Source organism: Streptomyces sp. SID486 (assembly GCF_009865385.1).
Classification (GTDB): Bacteria; Actinomycetota; Actinomycetes; order Streptomycetales; family Streptomycetaceae; genus Streptomyces.
Genome location: NZ_WWJT01000437.1, coordinates 1 through 20,567 on the forward strand (window position 1 = coordinate 1; position 20,567 = coordinate 20,567).

The window sequence follows — 20,567 nt, forward strand, 5'->3', positions numbered from 1 at the left end:
GCCTACGTCATCTACACCTCCGGCTCCACCGGCACCCCCAAGGGCGTGACCGTCACCCACCGCGGCATCGGCGGATTCACCTCGGCCGCCGCCGAACGGTACGCGGTCGGCCCCGGTGACCGCGTGCTCCAGTTCTCCTCGCCGAGCTTCGACGCCTCCGTCCTGGAGCTGTTCGTCTCCGTCCTGACCGGCGCCACCCTCGTCGTACCGCCGCACGGCCCCTGGCTGGGCGACGAACTCGCCGCCGTACTGGACGAGCACGGCATCACGCACGCCCTCATCCCGCCCGCCGCCCTGGCCACCCTGCCCGACCCCGCACAGGGCACCGCACCCCGGCTGCGCACGCTGATCGTCGGCGCCGAGGCGTGCCCGGCCGGCCTCGTGGACCGCTGGGCACCCGGCCGCCGCATGATCAACTCCTATGGTCCGACCGAGACCACCATCGTCGCCACCTGGACCGGTCCGCTCACCGCCGGCGGGGGCACACCCACGATCGGCGGTGCTCTGCCGCACACCCGGGTGTACGTCCTCGACTCCGCGATGCGTCCCGTACCGCCCGGCACGGACGGCGAGTTGTTCGTGGGCGGTGACGCGGTGGCCCGCGGCTACCTGGGCCGCCCGGCACTGACCGCCGCCCGGTTCGTCGCCGATCCCTTCGGGCCGCCCGGCGCCCGCCTGTACCGCACCGGCGACCGGGCGCGCTGGACCCCCGGCGGGGAGCTGGAGTTCCTGGGCCGGCTGGACCGGCAGGTGAAGATCCGCGGCTTCCGTATCGAGCCCGGCGAGATCGAGGCGGCCCTGCGCCGGGCCGGCGGTGTCGGCGAGGCCGTGGTCGTCGTACGCGAGGACGAGCCGGGGCACCAGCGGCTCGTCGGGTACGTCACCCCCGCCCCGGCGTCGGCCGCCACCGACGCCCGCGACGCCGCCTTGGACCCGGCGGCCCTGCGCGCGGCCGCGGCAGCCGTGCTGCCCGCGCACATGGTGCCGTCCGCGGTCGTGGTCCTGGACCGCATGCCGCTCACCCCGCAGAACAAGATCGACCGCAACGCCCTGCCCGTCCCGGAGCGCACGGTCACGTCCGGCCATGTCGCGCCCCGGTCCGCGCCGGAGCGGGCTCTCGCCGAGATCTGGGCGGACGTCCTCGGCGTCGACACGGTCGGGGTGACGGACGACTTCTTCGACCTGGGCGGCGAGTCGATCCTCGCGGCCCGCGCCCTGTCCCGCATCCGTGACGAACTCGGCGTCCGGCTGACCGTACGGGACGTCTTCACCGCGCGGACGGTCGCCGCCCTCGCCCCGCTGCTCGCCACCCCGTCGGCCACCGCACCGCCGGAGCCGATCCCGCCGGCCCCGGCCGACGGCGACCTGCCCCTGTCGAGCGCACAGCGCCGGCTCTGGTACCTCGACGACCTGAGCGCGGGCGGCGCCGAGTACAACACCGGTGTGGCCCTGCGCCTGCGGGGCCCCCTGGACCCGGACGCGCTCCAGCTGTCCCTGCACCGCCTCGCGGCCCGGCACGCCTCCCTGCGCACCACGTTCACCACCGCCGACGGCCAGGGCGTCCAGCGTGTCGCGCCGGAGCCCGACCTGCCGCTGCGGACGGCCGATCTCACCGGCGTACCCGAGGCGCGCCGCGCCGGTGCCGCCGAGACGCTGCTCACCGAGGAACTGAGCCGGCCCTACGACCTGTCCACCGGCCCGCTCACCAGGGCCCTGCTCGTCCGGCTCGCCGCCGAGGACCACCTGCTGCTGCTGGGCCAGCACCACATCGTCACCGACGGCTGGTCGGTGGGCGTCCTCACCCGTGAACTCGCCGCTCTCTACCACGCGCAGACCACCGGTGAGCCGGACGGGCTGCCCCGGCCCGCAGTGCAGTACCCGGACTTCGCGGTGTGGGAACGACAGCAGCGGGCGGCCGGAGCCGACACCGCCGACCTGGCCTACTGGAAACGGCACCTGGCGGGGATCCAGCACCTCGAACTGCCCACCGACCGGCCGCGTCCCGCCGTGCGCACCACCGCCGGGGCGGCCCACCGCCACCTCCTCCCGGCGGATCTGGTCACCCGGCTGCGCCGGCTGGCCGCCGGACGCGGCACCACGCCGTTCACCCTGTTCGCGGCCGCCTCCACACTGCTGTTCTCCCGCTACTCGGGACAGCAGGACGTCGCGTTCGGCACCGTCACCACCGGGCGCGGCAGGCGGGACCTGGAGGACGTCCCGGGCTTCTTCGCCAACACGGTGGTCCTCCGGGGCGAGGTGGACGAACGGTCGACCGTGGACCGGTTCGTGGAGACCATGCGCGCCACCGTGCTGGATGCCTTCGCCCACGACGCGGTGCCCTTCGACCGGGTGGTAGAAGAGCTGTCACCGCCCCGCGACCCCAGCCGCACCCCGCTGGTGCAGGCGCTCGTCGTGCAGCAGACCGCCTGGCCCGTGCCGCCCCTCTCCGGCGGGGTGCGCTTCGCCGACCATCCGCTGCCGCGCCCGGCCGCCCGCTTCGACCTGGTCCTTGAGTTCACGCCGGACGCGGCCGGCGGCTGCGTGCTGACCGCCGAGTACAACACCGACCTGTTCGAGGCGTCCACGGTGGCCCGGCTGACCGCCCACCTGCACCGCCTGCTGGAGGGCATGGCGGACGGCCCGGGCCGCCGGCTGGCCGAGCTGTCCATGCTCTCGGCCGAGGAACAGCGGACACTGGTGGACACCTGGAACCCGCCCGCCCGCCGGGCGCGTGACACCGGGCACGCCACGCTGCCCGGGCTGCTCCAGGCCCAGGCCGCCCGGACCCCCGACCGCACCGCCGTCGTCTGCGGCCCGGTCCGTCTGGACTACGCCGAGACCGCCCGGCGCGCCGCCCGGCTGGCCCGGCTGCTCATCGCGCGCGGCGCCGGACCGGAGCAGCTGGTCGCGCTGTGCCTGCCGCGCACCGCCGACCTCGTGCCCGCGCTGTGGGCGGTGCTCGCCTCGGGCGCCGGCTATCTCCCGGTCGACCCCGGTTACCCCGCCGAGCGCGTCCGCCTCATGCTCGCCGACGCCCGCCCCGCCATCGTCCTCGCCACCCGGGAGACCGCCGCCGCACTGCCCCCGGACTGCGCGCCGCTGCTCCTGGAGACGTGCGCCGACGCGGCCGTGGCCGACACGACGCCGACCGACGCCGACCGGCTTCGGCCGCTGCTGCCGGACCACCCCGCCTACGTCATCTACACCTCCGGTTCCACCGGCCGCCCCAAGGGAGTGGTGGTCACCCACCGCAGTGTCGCCGCCCTGGCCGAATGGGCGGGGGAGCGGTTCGGTGCCGAGGGACTGGCCCATGTCATCGCCTCCACCTCCCTCAACTTCGACGTCTCGGTCTTCGAACTGCTCTGCCCGCTGGTGGCGGGCGGCACCGTCGAGGTGGTCGCCGACCTGCCCGCCCTCGCCGACGGCGCCGGCCCGCAGCGGGCCGGGCTGCTCAGCGGGGTGCCGTCCGTCGTCTCCCGGCTGCTCGCGGGCGGTACGCCGCCCGTGACCGCGGACACCGTCGTCCTGGCCGGCGAGGCCCTGCCGGCGCAGACCGTGCACGAGCTGCGGGACGCCATGCCCGGGAGCCGGATCGCCAACATCTACGGCCCCACCGAGGCCACCGTCTACGCCACCGCGTGGTTCGCCGGCGACCGGCTGCCGGAACAGGCCCCGCCCATCGGCGGCCCGGTGGCCCTCACCCGCGCCTACGTCCTCGACCACGGCCTGCGCCCCCAGCCCGTCGGCGTCACCGGGGAGCTGTACCTCGGCGGCGGCGGCCTGGCCCGCGGCTACCTGCACCGCCCCGCACTGACCGCCGCCCGGTTCATCGCCGACCCGTTCGGCGCGCCGGGGGAGCGCATGTACCGCACCGGCGACCTGGTGCGCCGCCGGGCCGACGGCTCACTGGAGTACGTGGGCCGCACCGACCAGCAGGTCAAGGTACGCGGCTTCCGCATCGAACTGGGCGAGGTGGAGGAGGCGCTGCGCGGCTGCGCGGGCGTCGCGGAGGCGGCGGCCACCGTCACCACCGACGGCGAGGGACACCGGCGCCTGGTCGGCTACGTCGTGCCGGCCGCCGGGGAACGGACGGAACCGGAGGCCGTGCGCCGGGAACTCGGCCGCACGCTGCCCGACTACATGGTCCCGTCGGCCGTCCTCGTGCTGGACCGCCTGCCGCTCAGCCCGAACGGCAAGCTCGACCGGGGGCGGCTGCCCGACCCCGGTCCCGTCGTGCGCGCGGTGCGGCATGTCGCGCCCCGCACGGACACCGAGCGGGTGCTTGCCGCCATCTGGTGCGAGGTGCTGCGCGTGGAACGGATCGGTGTCGACGACAACTTCTTCGAACTCGGCGGCGACTCGATCCTGAGCATCCAGGTGGTGGCCCGTGCCCGGCAGGAGGGGCTGCCGCTGACGTCGCGGGACGTCTACCAGAACCAGACGGTCGCGGCCCTCGCCCGCTGCGCGGACGCCGCCGCCGGTCCGCGCGAGCCGGCTCCCCGGCCGGAGGCGGCCACCGGCGCGGCCCCGCTGACCCCCATCCAGCACTGGCTGTTCTCCACCGCGGCCGAGCGCGCCGGCCACTTCTCCCAGGCGCTGTCCGTCCGGCTGCCGGAAGACCTGGACGCGGCGGCCCTGGAGGACGCCCTGGGCGACCTGGTCGCCCACCACGACGCCCTGCGCTCCCGTTTCGTCCCGGCCGGCGCCGCCGGAGCGGCCGACGGGACCGACGCGGGCGACAGGGTCGGCCCGGCAGGCCCGGCAGGCGCGGCGGGCGCGGCCGGTAAGGGCGGCGAGGGCGGCGAGGCGGGTGGGGTCGGTGAGGGCGGCAAGGCCGGCGACGCGGGCGAGGTCGGCTGGTTCATCGACGACCACGCCCCCCGCGTGCGCCTGGCCCGCCACAGCGGCCCGGAGACGGACACCCCGCACTTCGGCCCCTTCGACCTCACCCGCGGGCCGCTGCTGCGCGCCGTACTGCACGACTGCGGAGCCGGCCGGGCCCCGGTGCTGCACCTCGCCGTCCACCACCTGGTGGTCGACGGTGTCTCGTGGCGGGTGCTCCTGGACGACCTGGACCGCGCCTACCGGGCCCGCCGCGCCGGCCGCGACGGCGCCACGGCACTGCCCGCGAAGTCCTCACCGCTGCGCCAGTGGGCGCGCCGGCTGAACGCCCACGCGGCCGACGGCGGCTTCGACGACGAACGCGGCTACTGGGCCGAGGCCGTCCCCGGCATCGAACCCGCCCTCCCCGCCGACCTGCCGGAAGGCGCCGACACCTACGGCGCCCAGCGCTCCGTCACCGTCCGCCTGAGCGCCGAGGACACCTCGGCCCTGCTGCGCACCCTGCCCGACACCTACCGCACCCAGGCCAACGACGTCCTGCTCAGTGCCCTCGGCCGCGCGCTGTGCGCCTGGACCGGGCGGGACCGGGTGGTGGTGGACGTCGAGGGACACGGCCGCGAGGAAATCTTCCCCGAGCTGGACGTCAGCCGCACGGTCGGCTGGTTCACCACCCGCCACCCCGTCGCGCTGGCCGTACCGCAGGACGCCGACTGGGACACCGTGCTGAAGCGGGTCAAGGAGCAGCTGCGGGCCGTACCCCGGCACGGTCTCGGCCATGACGCGCTGCGGTACCTGGCCGGGCCCGGTTCGGCGCCCCGCACCCCGGACGCACAGATCAGCTTCAACTACCTGGGCCGGATGGGGCTGTCGCAGGACACCGACGGCCTCTACCGGGGCACCGTACGGCCGCTGGAACTGGACGCGGACCCCGCGGCCGGCCGCCCGCACCCCCTGGAGGTCGTCGGCCGACTCGTCGACGACGCACTCGAGTTCACGTGGTTCTACACCGACCGGCGGTACCGGCAGGACACGGTCGGCGCCCTGGCCGGGCGGTTCGCCGACGCGCTCGCCGACCTCGCCCGGCACGCCACCCGTCCGGGAGCCGCCGGGCGCACCCCGTCCGACTTCCCGCTCGCCCCGCTCGACCAGGCCGCCGTGGACCGGATCACGGGCGCCGATCCGGCGGCGGTGGCCGACGTCCTGCCGCTGACGCCCACCCAGGCGGGCATGCTCTTCCACGGTCTGTCCCAGGACGACCGCGGTGTCTACTTCCAGCAGCTGACGTTCGTCCTGGACGGCGTCCCCGACCCGGCGGCCCTCGCCGCCGCCTGGCAGTACGTCACCGACCGCACCGAGGTGCTGCGCGGCCGGGTCGTCTGGCAGGACGTGCCCGAGCCGCTGCTGGTCGTGCAGCGCCACGCGGCCCTACCGGTCACCCACCTGGACTGGCGGGACCTGAGCCCCGAGGAGGCCCGCGCCCGGCTCGACGACGTACTGGCCCGGGACCGCGCCGAGGGCGTCGACCTGGGCCGGGCACCGCTCCAGCGTCTGCTCCTCGCCCGGATCTCCGGCACCGAGGTACGCGTGGTGTGGTCCTTCCACCATCTGCTGCTGGACGGCTGGAGCCTGTTCCAGGTGCTCACGGACGTCTTCGCCCGGCACGCCGGAGCCGGCCCCGACACCCTCCCGCACCGCCCGCCCCACCGCGACTACGTCGCCTGGCTGCGGCGGCGCGACCCGGCCGCGGCCGAACAGCACTGGCGGCGCCGCCTGTCCGGCCTCGCCGAGGCGACCCCGCTGCCGTACGACCGCGAGCCGCGCGAGGCCCACCGCGCCGAGTCCACGCACGCGGTCCACGGCACCCTGCCCGCGGCCGCCACCCGGGAGCTGGAACGGCTGGCGCGCTCCTCCGGGCTGACCCTGAACACCCTGGTCCAGGGCGCCTGGGCGCTGCTGCTGGCCCGGCAGGCCGGCCGGGACGAGGTGGTGTTCGGCACCACCGTGTCCGGCCGGCCCCCGGAGCTGCCCGGCGCCGAGGACATGACCGGTCTGTTCATCACCACCCTGCCCACCCGGGTCACCGTCCCCGGCCACGGCACCCTGCTCGACTGGCTGCGCGCGCTCCAGCGCGACCAGAGCGAGGACCGGCGCTTCGACCACCTGCCGCTCACCCGCATGCGGGCGTTCACCGAACTGCCCGAGCGTGTCGGCCTGTTCGACAGCATCGTCGTCTTCGAGAACTACCCGGTGGACGGTGACCTCGCCGCCGGCCACGGGCTGCGTCTGAGCGGCCTGGAGGGCATCGAGAGCACCAACTACCCGCTGAGCCTGACCGCTTACCCGGGCACGGAACTGGCCCTGCGCCTCGGCTACGACCCCGAGCTGTTCGACGCGGGGACCGCCGAGCGGATGACGGAGTACCTGACCGTCCTGCTCACCGGCCTGGCCGCCGGGGCCGATTGCCCGCCGGCCCGGCTGCCGCTGCTCGCCCCGGACCGCCGCGAGCAGGTGCTGCGCCACTGGAACGACACCGCCGCCGGCCTCCCCGACACCACCGTCGCCGAGCTCTTCGCCGCACAGGTGCGCCGTACTCCCGACGCCGTCGCCCTGGAGGCCGGGGACGAGCACGTCACCTACCGCGAACTCGACGCCCGGGCGGCCCGGCTGGCGGCCCGGCTGGCCCGGCTCGGAGTGCGGCCCGAACAGCCGGTCGGCGTCCTCATGGACCGCTCCGTCCAGCTGGTCGTCACCCAGCTGGCCCTCGTCCGTACCGGCGGCGTGAACGTACCCCTGGACGGCAGGGCGCCGGCCGAGCGGCTGCGCCGGATGCTGGCCGAGGCCGGTGCCGGTCTGCTGCTGACCGACGCCGGATGGTCCCGGACGGCCCGGGAGGTGCTGCCCGGCGACGGCGTACTGCGCGTCGACGCCCTCACCGGAGCGGCCGGCCCCCGCGTCACCGACGACCCCACGTCCACCGACGACCTCACCGCCACCGGTGACCTCACCGCCACCGGTGACGCCACCGCCACTCACGGCCTCACCCCTGAAGACCTCACCGCCACCGGTGACGCCACCGCCACCGACGACCTCACCGCCACCGACGACGCCACCGGTCCCGCGGCCGCCGTCGTCGTGCACCCCGACAACGTCCAGTACGTGATGTTCACTTCGGGCTCCACCGGCACTCCCAAGGGTGTCGCGGTGCGCCAGCGGGACGTCGTCGCGCTCGCCCTCGACCGGGCCTTCGCCGGGCACGACCGGGTCCTCGTGCACTCGCCGCACGCCTTCGACGCCGCCACCTACGAGGTGTGGGTGCCCCTGCTGCGCGGCGGCACGGCCGTCCTCGCGCCGCCCACCGACCTGGACGCCACCCAGGTCAGGCGCGCGATCACCGAGCAGCGGGTGAGCTGCCTGTGGCTGACCGCGGGCCTGTTCCGGCTCCTCGCCCAGGAGGACCCCGGGTGTCTGCGCGGCGCCCGCGAGGTGTGGACGGGCGGCGAGGCCGTACCGGGCGCGGCCGTGCGCCGGGTCCTGGACGCCTGCCCCGGCCTGACCGTCGTGGACGGCTACGGCCCCACCGAGACCACCACCTTCGCCACCCGCCGCGTCTTCCGCGCCGGCGACCCGCTGCCGGCCGTGCTGCCCATCGGCCGCCCGCTCGACAACACGCGCGTGTACGTCCTCGACACCGCCCTGCAGCCCCAGCCCCCCGGCATCCCGGGCGAGCTGTACCTCGCGGGCGCCGGCCTGGCCCGGGGTTACGCGGGCCGTCCCGGGGCCACCGCCGCCCGCTACGTCGCCGACCCCTACGGGCCGCCCGGCGCCCGGATGTACCGCACCGGCGACATCGTGCGCTGGAGCGCCGACGGCGAGCTGCACTTCGTCGGCCGCGCCGACGACCAGATCAAGATCCGCGGATTCCGCGTCGAGCCCGCCGAGATCGAGGCCCGGCTCACCGCCCACCCCGCCGTCGCCGAGGCCGTCGTCTCCCTGTACGAGGAAGCCGGGCGCAAGCGGCTGGCGGCCCACCTCGTGGCCGCCGGCACCGCCGAGGTGCCGCCCGCCGCCGATCTGCGTGCCCACCTGGCCGCCGGACTGCCCGACTACATGGTGCCCGCCGCCTTCGTCACCGTGCCCGAACTTCCGCTGACGGCCAACGGAAAGGTCGACCGGCGCCGGCTGCCCGCCCCCGACTGGTCGGCGGGCGGCGAGGCGGCCCACCGTGCCCCGCGCACCGCGACCGAGCACGTGCTCGCCGGGATCTGGGCCGAGCTGCTCGGCGTGGCCAGGGTCGGCGTGGACGACAACTTCTTCATGCTCGGCGGCGACTCGATCCTCAGCATCCAGGTGGTCTCCCGGGCCCGCGCCGCGGGACTCACCCTCACCCCCCGCGATCTGTTCCGGCATCCCACGGTCGCCGAACTGGCCGCCGCCGCCGACGGCGGTGCGGTGACCGCCGTCGCCGGAACCGAGCCGGTCGAGGGAGCGGTGGACCTCCTGCCGATCCAGCACTGGTTCCTGGACCCGCGGCCGGAGCACGCCGACTTCTTCGACCAGTCCGTCGTCATCGAGACGACGGGACCCGTCGACCAGGACGCCCTGCGGCACGCCCTCGCCGCCCTGTGGGCCCACCACGACGCCCTGCGCGCCCGCTTCGTCCCCGGCCCCGAGGGCGCTCGGCGCCAGGAGGTGGCCGCGGCCGACGGACCGGTCCCCGAACTGCTCCGCATCCACGACCGCCGGGACGAGGAGCGGCTCACGGCGGCCGCCCACGCCGGACTCCGCCTGGACACGGGCCCCCTGTTCACCGCCCGCCTGTTCACCGCCACCGGCGCACCGCACGACCGGCTGCTGCTGGTCGCCCACCACCTGGTGGTCGACGGCGTCTCCTGGCGGATCCTGCTGGAGGACCTGGAGACCGCCTACGGGCAGGCCGCGTCCGGGCAGCCCGTACGACTGCCCGCCCGCACCACCTCGGTGCGGGAGTGGGCCCGGCGGCTGCGCGACGACGACCGGTTCGCCGCACAGCTCGCCCACTGGGAGAGCGCGGCCGAACCCTGCGCCGACCCGCTTCCCGTGGACGGCACCGGCGGCAACACCGCGGCCGACGTCCGGGAGGTGACCGTCCGGCTGGACCGCGAAGACACCGCCGGCCTGCTGCGCCGGGTGCCCGGCGTCTACCGCACCCGCATCGACGACGTCCTGCTCACCGCGCTGGGCCGGGTCCTCGCCGACTGGACCGGACGCGACACCGTCGCCGTCGGCCTGGAGGGGCACGGCCGCGAGGACCAGCTCTTCGAGGACATCGACCTCTCCCGCACCGTCGGCTGGTTCACCTCGCTCTTCCCGGTCGCCCTCACCGTCCCGGCGGGGGACTGGGGCACCGCCCTGAAGGCGGTGAAGGAACAGCTGCGGGCCGTACCCGACCGGGGACTGGGCTACGGCGTGCTGCGCCACCTCGTCCGTGACGAACGGCTCACCGGTGCGCCCGCGCCCGGCATCAGCTTCAACTACCTGGGCCGCTTCGACTGGACCGCCGACGGCGGCACCCTGATCGGGGCGGTGCCCGGGGGCCTCGGCGGCGCCGAGGCCCCCGGCACCGAACGCCCGCACCTGCTGGACGTGGTGGCCCGCGTCGAGGACGACCAGCTGGAGATCACCTGGTACTACAGCGCCGGCCGGCACCACGAGCACACCGTCGGCGCACTCGCCGAGGGCATGCTGCGGGCCCTCGCGGACATCGTCGCGCACTGCGCCCGGCCGGACGCGGGCGGCCGCACACCCTCGGACTTCCCGCTGGCCCGGCTGGACCAGACCGCCGTGGACCGCATCGCCGGGGACGGCCGGGACGTCGCGGACATGTACCCGCTGACGCCGATGCAGTCGGGCATGCTCTTCCACAGCCTGCTGGACCCCGGCGGCCGCACCTACGTCAACCAGGTGCAGCTGGTGCTGTCCGGCGTCACCGACCCGCACGCGCTCGCCGACGCGTGGCAGCACACCGTGGACGCCGACCCGGGCCTGCGCACCCACCTGGTGTGGCAGGAAACCCCGCAACCGCTCCAGGTCGTGCGTCGGCGGGCCGCCGTCCCCGTCACCCACCACGACTGGTCGGACCGGCCGGACCAGGGTGCGGACGAGCTGGACCGGCTGCTGGCCGCGGACCGGGAGGCGGGCATCGACCTGGGCACCGCACCCCTGATGCGGCTGACGCTGATCCGCCTGACGCCCGACCGGGTCCGCCTCGTGTGGACGTTCCACCACGTCCTGCTCGACGGCTGGAGCGCGGCCCAGGTCTTCGACGAGGTCTGCGAGCGCTACGCGGCCCTGACCTCCGGGCGGCCCCCGCGACTGCCGGAACGCAGGCCCTTCGCCGACTACCTGCGCTGGCTGGCCGGGCGGGACACCGGCGGCGCCGAGCGGTACTGGCGCACCACCCTCGCCGGCTTCCAGGCACCCACCGAACTGCCCCGGGACCGGCGGCCCGCCGAGGCCCACCGCGACTCCTCCTCGGAGTCGGTGCGCATGACCCTCGGACCGGACGTCTCCGCCCGCCTGCGGGAGACCGCCCAGCGAGCGGGGCTGACCCTCAACACCGTCCTCCAGGGCGCCTGGGCGCTGCTGCTGTCCCGCTACGGCGGCGGCTCCGACGTGGTGTTCGGCACCACCGTCTCCGGCCGGCCCGCCGAACTGCCGGGCGTGACCTCGATGGTCGGCCTGTTCATCAACACCCTGCCCACCCGGGTCCGCGTCGACGGACGGCGCCCGCTGCTGGACTGGCTGCGCGAACTGCAGACCGCCCAGTCGGAGTCCCGCCGCCACGACTTCGTGTCGCTGGCCCAGCTGCAGTCGTGGAGCGAGGTGCCCGGCGGCACCGGCCTGTTCGACTCCATCGTGGTCTTCGAGAACTACCCCTTCGACGAGGGGTCGCTGGCCCGGCACGGCCTGGCCATGGAGCAGGAACGGGACCTGGAGCCGACGAACTACCCGCTCAGCGTGGTCGTCGCGCCCGGCGACACCCTGGCGGTCAACCTGGACTACGACCCGGCCGCCTTCGACACCACGACCGTCCGGGCCCTGGGCGAGAGCCTGCGCACCCTGCTGACCGGCATGGCCGCCGACCCGGCCCGGTGCCTGGCCGAACTGCCGCTGCTGGACGCCGCCGAGGGGCGGGACCTGGTGGCCCGCTTCGGCGGACCGCCGGCCGAGGCCCCGCAGGACACCCTGCCCGACGCGTTCCGCAGGCAGGCCGAACGCACCCCGGACGCCCCCGCCGTACGCCACGCCGACACCTGCCTGACCTACCGTGAACTCGACGCCCGCTCCAACCGGCTGGCCCGGCTGCTCATCGCCGCCGGCGCCGGACCCGAACGCTTCGTCGCCCTCTGCCTGCCCCGCACCGCCGACCTGGTCGTGGCGCTCCTCGCGGTACTCAAGAGCGGCGCCGCCTACCTGCCGGTCGACCCCCAGTACCCGGCCGAGCGGGTCGCGTTCCTCTTCGACGACGTACGGCCCGACGCCGTGATCACGGCCACGGAGACCGCCGCCCGGCTGCCCGCGGGCCCGTTCACCCGCATCCTGCTGGACGCGCCGGAGACCGGGCCGGACCCGGACGCCGCACAGGTCCCGGACACCCCCGTCGGCGACGACGAGCGGCACGGCACCCTGCTGCCCGGCCACCCGGCCTACGTCATCCACACCTCCGGCTCGACCGGCCGGCCCAAGGGAGTGGTCGTCAGCCACGCCTCCGTGCGGGCCCTGACCGACTGGGCGGCGGCCGAGTTCACCGGCCGCGGCCTGGCCCACGTGGTGGCCTCCACCTCGCTCAACTTCGACGTGTCGGTCTTCGAGATCTTCTCCCCGCTGCTGTCCGGCGGCTGCGTGGAGGTCGTCCGCGACCTGCTCGCCCTCACCGAGCGCCCCGGACCCTGGCGGGCCGGACTGCTCAGCGCGGTGCCCTCGGCCCTGGACCGGCTGCTCGCCGAGGACGCCGTGCGGATCACCGCGGACACCGTCGTCCTCGCGGGGGAGGGGCTGCCCGCCCGGACCGTACGGCGGGTGCTGACGGCCGTGCCCGGCAGCGAGGTCCGCAACATCTACGGCCCCACCGAGGCCACCGTCTACGCCACCGCCTTCACCTGCGACCCGGCCGACCCCGACCGCGACCCCCCGATCGGCCGGCCGCTCGGCGGTGCCCGCGCCTACGTCCTGGACGAACGGATGCGCCCGGTTCCCACCGGCGCGCCCGGCGAGCTGTTCCTCGCCGGCACCGGTGTCGCCCGCGGCTACCTGCGCCGGCCGGGCCTGACCGCGTCCCGGTTCCTGCCCGACCCGTTCGGGCCGCCCGGCAGCCGTATGTACCGCACCGGCGACCTGGTCCGCTGGACGGCCGACGGCGACCTCGTCTACCTCGGCCGGGGCGACGACCAGGTGAAGGTGCGCGGCTTCCGCATCGAACTCGGCGAGGTCGAGTCCGCCCTGGCCCGCCACCCCGCCGTGGCGGCGGCAGCGGCCCGGGTGGTCGAACACGGCGGGCACCGGCGGCTGGTCGGTTACGCGGTGCCGCGCACGGCCGGCCTGCCGGACCCCGCCGAGCTGCGGGCCTTCCTCGCCCGCGGCCTTCCCGACCACCTGGTCCCCGCCCTCGTCGTCCCGCTGGAGCGGCTTCCGCTCGGTGCCACCGGCAAGCTGGACCGGCGGGCGCTGCCCGCACCCGAGTGGGCCGCCCCGGCCGCGGGCCGGACCGGCCGGCCGCCGCACACCGAGGCGGAGCGGACCCTCGCGGCCATCTGGTCCGAGGTGCTGGGCGTGCCCGAAGTCGGCGCCGACGACAACTACTTCACCCTCGGCGGCGACTCCGTCCTCGGCATCCAGATCGTCTCCGCCGCCCGCCGGGCCGGGCTCGCCCTGAACCCCCGGCACCTCTTCACCCACCAGACCCTCGCCGAACTCGCCGCCGCCGCCCAGCCGGTGACCGACGCCGCCGTGTCCGCGGCGGCCGCCGAGCAGGGACCGGTGACCGGTGACACCCCGCTCACCCCCGTACAGCACTGGCTCCTCGAGACCCTCACCGGCGACCCCGCCCACTTCAGCCAGACGGTCGCCCACGAGCTGGCCACCGACCCCGAGGAGCCCCTGCTGCGGGCCGCCCTGGCCGCCGTACTGGAGCATCACGACGCACTGCGGATGCGGTTCGAGCCGGACGGCGACGGACGGTGGCGGCAGTACGGCACCGCGCCCGCCGACGGCACGGCGCACCTGGAGGTGCACCGGGGTGCGGCGCCGGACGAGGTGGCCCGCGCGCTCGGGGCCGGCTTCGACCTGGCCGGGGGCCCGCTGCTGCGGGCCGCGCTGTGCCGCCCGGCCGACGGCGGCCGGCCGGTGCTGCTGCTGTCCGCCCACCACCTGGTCGTCGACGCCGTGTCCTGGCGGCTGATCCTGGAGGACCTGGACACCGCCTACGCCGCGCTCAGGGACGGCGGGCGCCCCGCCCTCGCCGCCAAGAGCACCTCGTTCCGGGCCTGGGCGCACCGGCTCGCCGCCCACACCGAGGCGGGCGGCTTCGACACCGAACTCGCCCACTGGCGGGCCCTCGACGCCGGCACGGTCCTGCCGGCCGACCACACCGGAGGAGCGAACACCGTCGCTGTCGAGGAGGACCTGACCGCCGGACTCGACGCCGAGGAGACGCGCCGCCTGCTCCAGGACGTGCCGGACGTCTACCGCACCCGCGTCAACGACGTCCTGCTGTGCGCGCTGGGGCGGGTCCTGGCCCGCTGGACCGGCCGGGACCGGGTCGCGGTGACCCTGGAGGGCCACGGCCGCGAGGAGCTGTTCGCGGACGCCGACCTGGCCCGCACCGTCGGCTGGTTCACCACCATGTACCCGGTCGCCCTGGACGTGCCGCGGGACGCCGGCACCGGCACCGTGCTGAAGTCCGTCAAGGAGAACCTGCGGTCCGTACCGCACGGCGGACTCGGCTACGGCGCGCTCCGCTTCCTGCACCCCGAGGCCGGGGACGGGCTGCCTGACCTGCCACCGGTCTGCTTCAACTACCTGGGCCGGCAGGACCGGACCACCCGCCCGGGCGGGCTGCTGCACGCCCCCCACGGCGGCCTCACCGGCGGCATGGACCCCGCCGCACAGCGGCCTCACCTGCTCGACGTCCTCGGCCGGGTCGTCGACGACCGGCTGGAGTTCACCTGGTCGTACTCCCGCGAGGTGCACCGGCGCGAGACCGTCGCCCGGCTGGCGGCCGAACTGACCGACGAACTCCGGGCGATCGTCCGGCACTGCGCCGAACCCGGCGCCGGCGGCCGTACCCCCTCGGACTTCCCGCTCGCACCGCTGGACCAGGCGGCCGTCGACCGGCTGGTCGGCGGCGCGGCCGACGTGACGGACGTCTATCCGCTCACCCCCACCCAGACCGGCATGGTGATGCACGGCCTGGACGAGGCCGAACACGGGCTCTACGTCGAGCAGATCACCTTCGTCGCCGACGGCGCCCACGACCCGGGAACCCTGGCCGCGGCCTGGCGGCACGTCGTCGACCGCACACCGGTGCTGCGCACCTCCGTCGTGCTGCACGGCGTCCCCGTCCCGCTCCAGGTGGTCCACCGGGAGGCGACCCCGCCGGTCACCGAGCACGACTGGAGCGCTCTGCCCGCCGAGCGGCACGAGGCGGAGCTGGAGCGGCTGCTCGCCGACGAGCGGGCCCGGGGCGTCGCCCTCGACCGCGCCCCGCTGCTGCGGCTCGCCCTCGTCCGGCTCGGCCCGGACGCGGTCCGGGTGGTGTGGACCTTCCACCACGTCCTGCTGGACGGCTGGAGCGTCTTCCACGTCCTGTCCGACGTCATGGCCGCGCACGCCGCCCTCGTGCGCGGCGAGCGGCCCCGGCTGCCCGAGCGCAGGCCGTTCGCGGACTACGCCGCCTGGCTGGCCGCCCGCGACACCGGCCAGGCACGGGAGCACTGGCTCGGCGCCCTGGCCGGGCTGGGCGGCCCGACCCCGCTGCCGTACGACCGCAGGCCCGCCCCGGGCGACACCGCCCGCTCCGGGACCTGGCTGTCCCGGCGGCTCGGTGTGGCGCAGACCCGCCGGCTCCAGGAGTTCGCCCGCCGGCACCGCATCACCCTCAACACCCTGGTGCAGGGTGCCTGGGCGCTGCTGCTGGCACGCTGGAGCGGGGAGCGGGAGGTCTGCTTCGGCACGACCGTCTCCGGACGGCCCGCCGACCTGCCCGGCGCCGACACCATCACCGGACTGTTCATCACCACCCTGCCCGCACGGATCGGCGTCGACGGCGACGCGGCCTGCGCGGACTGGCTGCGCGCCCTGCAGGAGGCACGCGCCGAGGACCGCCGCCACGACCACCTGCCCCTGAACGAACTGCACGCCATCAGCGAACTGCCGCCCGGCACGGCGATGTTCGACAGCCTGGTGGTCCTGGAGAACTACCCGGTCGGCGACGCCACCGCAGGCGCGCACGGGCTCGCCCTGCGGGACCTGGACGCCCGGGAGGCCACCAACTACCCCCTCACCGTGGTCGTCTCGCCCGGTGACCGGCTCACCGTCGAACTCGGTCACGACCCGCGGTACTTCGACGCGGCCACCGCCGACTCCCTGGCAGAGCAGCTGCTGCACGCACTGGGCGCCCTGGCCGGCACCGACGGGACCGACCGGCTCGACCGCCTCGACCTGCTGCCGCCCGCACACCGGGAGCGGCTACTGCGCGGGCCCGTCCGCCCCGCGCTCGCCCCGGTGCCCGCGGCCACCCTGCCCGCCCTCGTCGAGGCCGCCGTCGACCGGTGGCCCACGGCCGCCGCGCTGGACGAAGGCGGCACGGCACTGCGCTTCACCGAGGTGGAGGAGCGGGCCAACCGGCTGGCCCACCGCCTCATCGCCCGCGGGACCGGACCGGGCGACCTCGTCGCGCTGCTGCTGCCCCGCTCGGCGGACATGGTGCTGGCGCAGCTGGCGGTGACGAAGACGGGCGCCGCGTTCCTGCCCGTCGACCCCGCCTACCCCGAGGAGCGGATCGCCCTGATGCTGCGGGACGCGGCCCCCGCCCTCACCCTGGACGCCAAGGAGGCCGCCGCCCTGCTCGCCGCCCCGCCGGACGACGTGCCCGGCCACCGGCCCACCGACGCCGACCGGACCCGCCCGCTCGACCTGGACGACCCCGCCTACGTCATCTACACCTCCGGCTCCACCGGCCGCCCCAAGGGCGTCGTCGTCACCCACCGCGGACTCGCCGCGTTCTCCGCCGCCGAGGCGGCCCACTACCAGGTCGCCCCCGGCGACCGGGTGCTGGCCTTCGCCACGCCCAGCTTCGACGCCTCCGTGCTGGAGCTGTGCGCGTCACTGCCGCACGGCGCCCGGCTGGTCGTCCCCCGGCCCGGACCGCTGCTCGGCGCCGAACTGGCCGACGTCCTGCGGGCCGAGCGCATCACGCACACCCTGCTGCCGCCGGCCGCCCTCGCCACCCTGCCGGCCGACGCACCCGGCACCCTGCCCGAGCTGAAGACGCTGATCGTGGGCGCCGACGCGTGCGGCGCCGAACTCGTCGCCCGCTGGGCCCCGCACCACCGCATGGTCAACTCCTACGGACCCACCGAGGCCACCGTCGTCGCCACCTGGTCCGCCCCCCTGGAGGCGGACGGCAGCGCCCCGCCCGTCGGCCGCCCGCTGCCCGCCACCGGCGCCTACGTGCTGGACGCCAGGCTCCGGCCGGTCCCCGACGGCGTCACCGGCGAACTGTGGCTGAGCGGGCCGGCACTGGCCCGCGGTTACCTCGGCCGGCCCGGGCTCACGGCGGCCCGGTTCGTCGCCGACCCGTTCGGGCCGCCCGGCACCCGCATGTACCGCACCGGCGACCTCGTGCGCCGGGACAGCGCGGGTGAACTGCACTACCTCGGCCGCACGGACCACCAGGTGAAGCTGCGCGGCCACCGCATCGAGGCGGGCGAGGTCGAGGCCACCCTGGTCCGTCACCCCGGCGTCCTGGACGCCGTGGTGACCGTACGCGAGGACGAACCGGGTCTGCCCCGCCTGGTCGCCCACCTGCTCACGGCCCCCGGCGCGCAGCCGCCCACCGCGACGGAGCTGCGGGCGCTGGCCGCCCGCTCGCTGCCCGGTCACATGGTCCCGTCGGCGTTCGTGGCGCTGGACCGCTTCCCGCTCACCGAGAACGGCAAGACCGACCGGGCCGCCCTGCCCGCACCGGCGCCGGACGAGGAAGGGGAGCGGGAGCGTCCGGAGTACGTGGCACCCCGCACGCCCACCGAGGAGGCGCTCGCGGCCATCTGGGAGGAGACCCTCCGGACGGCCGTGGGCGCCGAGGACGACTACTTCCTGCTCGGCGGCGACTCCATGCGCGCCCTGCTCATCGCCTCCCGCGCCAACGACGCGTTCGGCGTCACGCTCACCCCGCGCGACGTCCTCGTGTCCCGCACGGTCGCCGCCCTGGCGGACGTCGTGGAGGACCAAGTGCTGAGCGAACTGGAAGACGCCGCGTACGGCGGCCTCGAAGGGGACGCCGAAGACGCCCGGCCGGGTGGCGGTGCCGCCCCGGAGGACGCCCCGCCCGGCGGCCATGACCCCGGGTACGCCGCGTCCGGCGGCCATGACCCCCGGTACGCCGCGTCCGGCGGCGATGACCCCGGGTACGCCGCGTCCGGCGGCCACGACAGCGAAGGCGCCGCGTCCGGCGGCCACGACAGCGAACGGTGAGGATCCGACGATCATGACGTCTTCGACGCCTTCCACCCCTTCGAACCCGTCCGGTTCCGCGCGGCCCTCCCGGCGGGACCGGGCCGAGGCCCTGCCCGAGGAGATGCGGGAGGCGCTGCGGCGGCGGCTCGCGGGACGGACCGGCGGTGCGGTCCCGGCCGCCCGGCAGGGCATCCCGCGCGCCGACCGGGACCGCCCGCTGCCGCTGTCGTTCGCCCAGCAGCGCCTGTGGTTCCTGGACCGGCTGCGCCCCGGCGACGCCCGCTACAACAGCGCGGTCGCGGTCCGGCTCACCGGTGCGCCGGACCACGAAGCGCTGCACGCCGCCCTCGCCGCCGTCGTGGCCCGGCACGAGGCGCTGCGCACCACCTTCGAGGAGGCCGACGGCCACCCCGTGCAGCGCGTGCACCCCGCGCTCCCGGTGCCGCTGCCGCTGCGGGACACCGACGACCTCGACGCGGACCTGCTCGCGGAGTACTCCCGCCCCTTCGACCTGGGCGACGGCCCCCTGCTGCGCGCCCTGCTGCTGCGCGAGTCGGCCGCCTCCCACGTACTGCTGCTGACGGCACATCACATCGTGACCGACGGCTGGTCGATGGGCGTCGTCCTGGACGAGCTGTGCACCGCCTACGACGCCCTCGCGCAGGGCGTGGCGCCGGAACTGCCCCCGGTCGCCACGCAGTACCCCGACTTCGCGGTGTGGCAGCGCGAGCAGCTGTCGGGACCGCGTCTCGAACGGCAACTCGCCCACTGGAAGGAGCGGCTGGCCGGTGCGGTGGCGCCCGAGCTGCCCCTGGACCGGCCGCGGCGCGGCGAGGAGGCGGGCCCGGGTGCCGTCCACACCTTCACCGTCCCCGCCCACCTCACCACGCGCCTGCGCGAGCTCGCGAGAGAACAGCACAGCACCCTGCACACGGCCCTCGTCGCCGCCACCCAGGCCCTGCTGGCCCGCTGGTCCGGCCAGGACGACGTCACCGTCGGCTCCCTCACCCCCGGCCGGTCCCGCACCGACCTCGAACGGACCGTCGGCTTCTTCGTGAACACCGTCGTGCTCCGCACCCGGGTGGACCCGTCCGGATCCTTCCGCGCCCTGCTGGCGGAAGCGGCCGGCACGGTCAACGACGCCTTCGCCCACGGCGACACGCCGTACCAGCGGATCGTGGAGGCGGTGGGCGCCGCACGCGAGGCGGGCCGCAACCCCCTGTTCGACGTGATGGTCCTGCTGCACCCCGACCCGCCCGCCGCGACCGCCCCGCGCGGCCTCGTCACCACCCCGGTCACCGTGCCCCGGCAGGCGGCCACCTTCGACCTGAGCGTCGAGTTCGTACCGGACGGCACGGCACTGACCGGTCTGCTGGAGTACCGCACCGACCTGTTCGACGCGGCCACGGCCGAGCGGCTGGCCGGACAGCTGCTGCGCCTGCTCCAGGGCGCCGCCGACGACCCGGACCGCCCGCTGGGCAGCCTGCCGCTGCTGTCCGCGCAGGAGGTACGGCGTGTCGTCCACGAATGGAACACCCCCGACCCGCACCCCGCCGACGACACACCGCACGCGCGGCTGTTCGAGCGCCGCGCGGCCCGCACCCCCGGCGCCCTCGCCCTGGTCGCGGGCGGCGAGCGGCTGGACTACGCCACGCTCAACACCCGCGCCAACCGGCTCGCCCACCACCTCATCGCCCAGGGTGCCGGCCCCGAACAGCTGGTCGCGCTGCGGCTGCCGCGCACCGCCGACATGATCGTCGCGATCCTCGCCGTCTGGAAGTCCGGCGCCGGCTACCTGCCGCTGGACCCCGCGCTGCCCGAGGAACGCGTCCGGTTCCTGCTGGACGACGTCCACCCGGCCCTCGTCCTGGACGAGGCCGCCCTGCGTGCCGTACCCGCGACCGCCCCGGACAACGACCCCACCGACGCCGACCGGCGCGCCCCGCTGCACCCGGACCACCTCGCGTACGTCATCCACACCTCCGGCTCCACCGGCCGCCCCAAGGGCGTCG

Annotated in this window: 1 protein-coding gene and 1 pseudogene; both read left to right on the plus strand. The window is 75.9% G+C overall.

The window, feature by feature from the left end; genetic code table 11:
* Positions 1-18,360: pseudogene (locus tag GT045_RS20745) on the plus strand (non-ribosomal peptide synthase/polyketide synthase); the annotation flags it as partial.
* Positions 18,361-18,586: 226 nt separating this feature from the next.
* Positions 18,587-20,567: condensation domain-containing protein (locus GT045_RS20750; protein WP_161335069.1), on the plus strand; the 1,981-nt coding region annotated here is incomplete at its 3' end.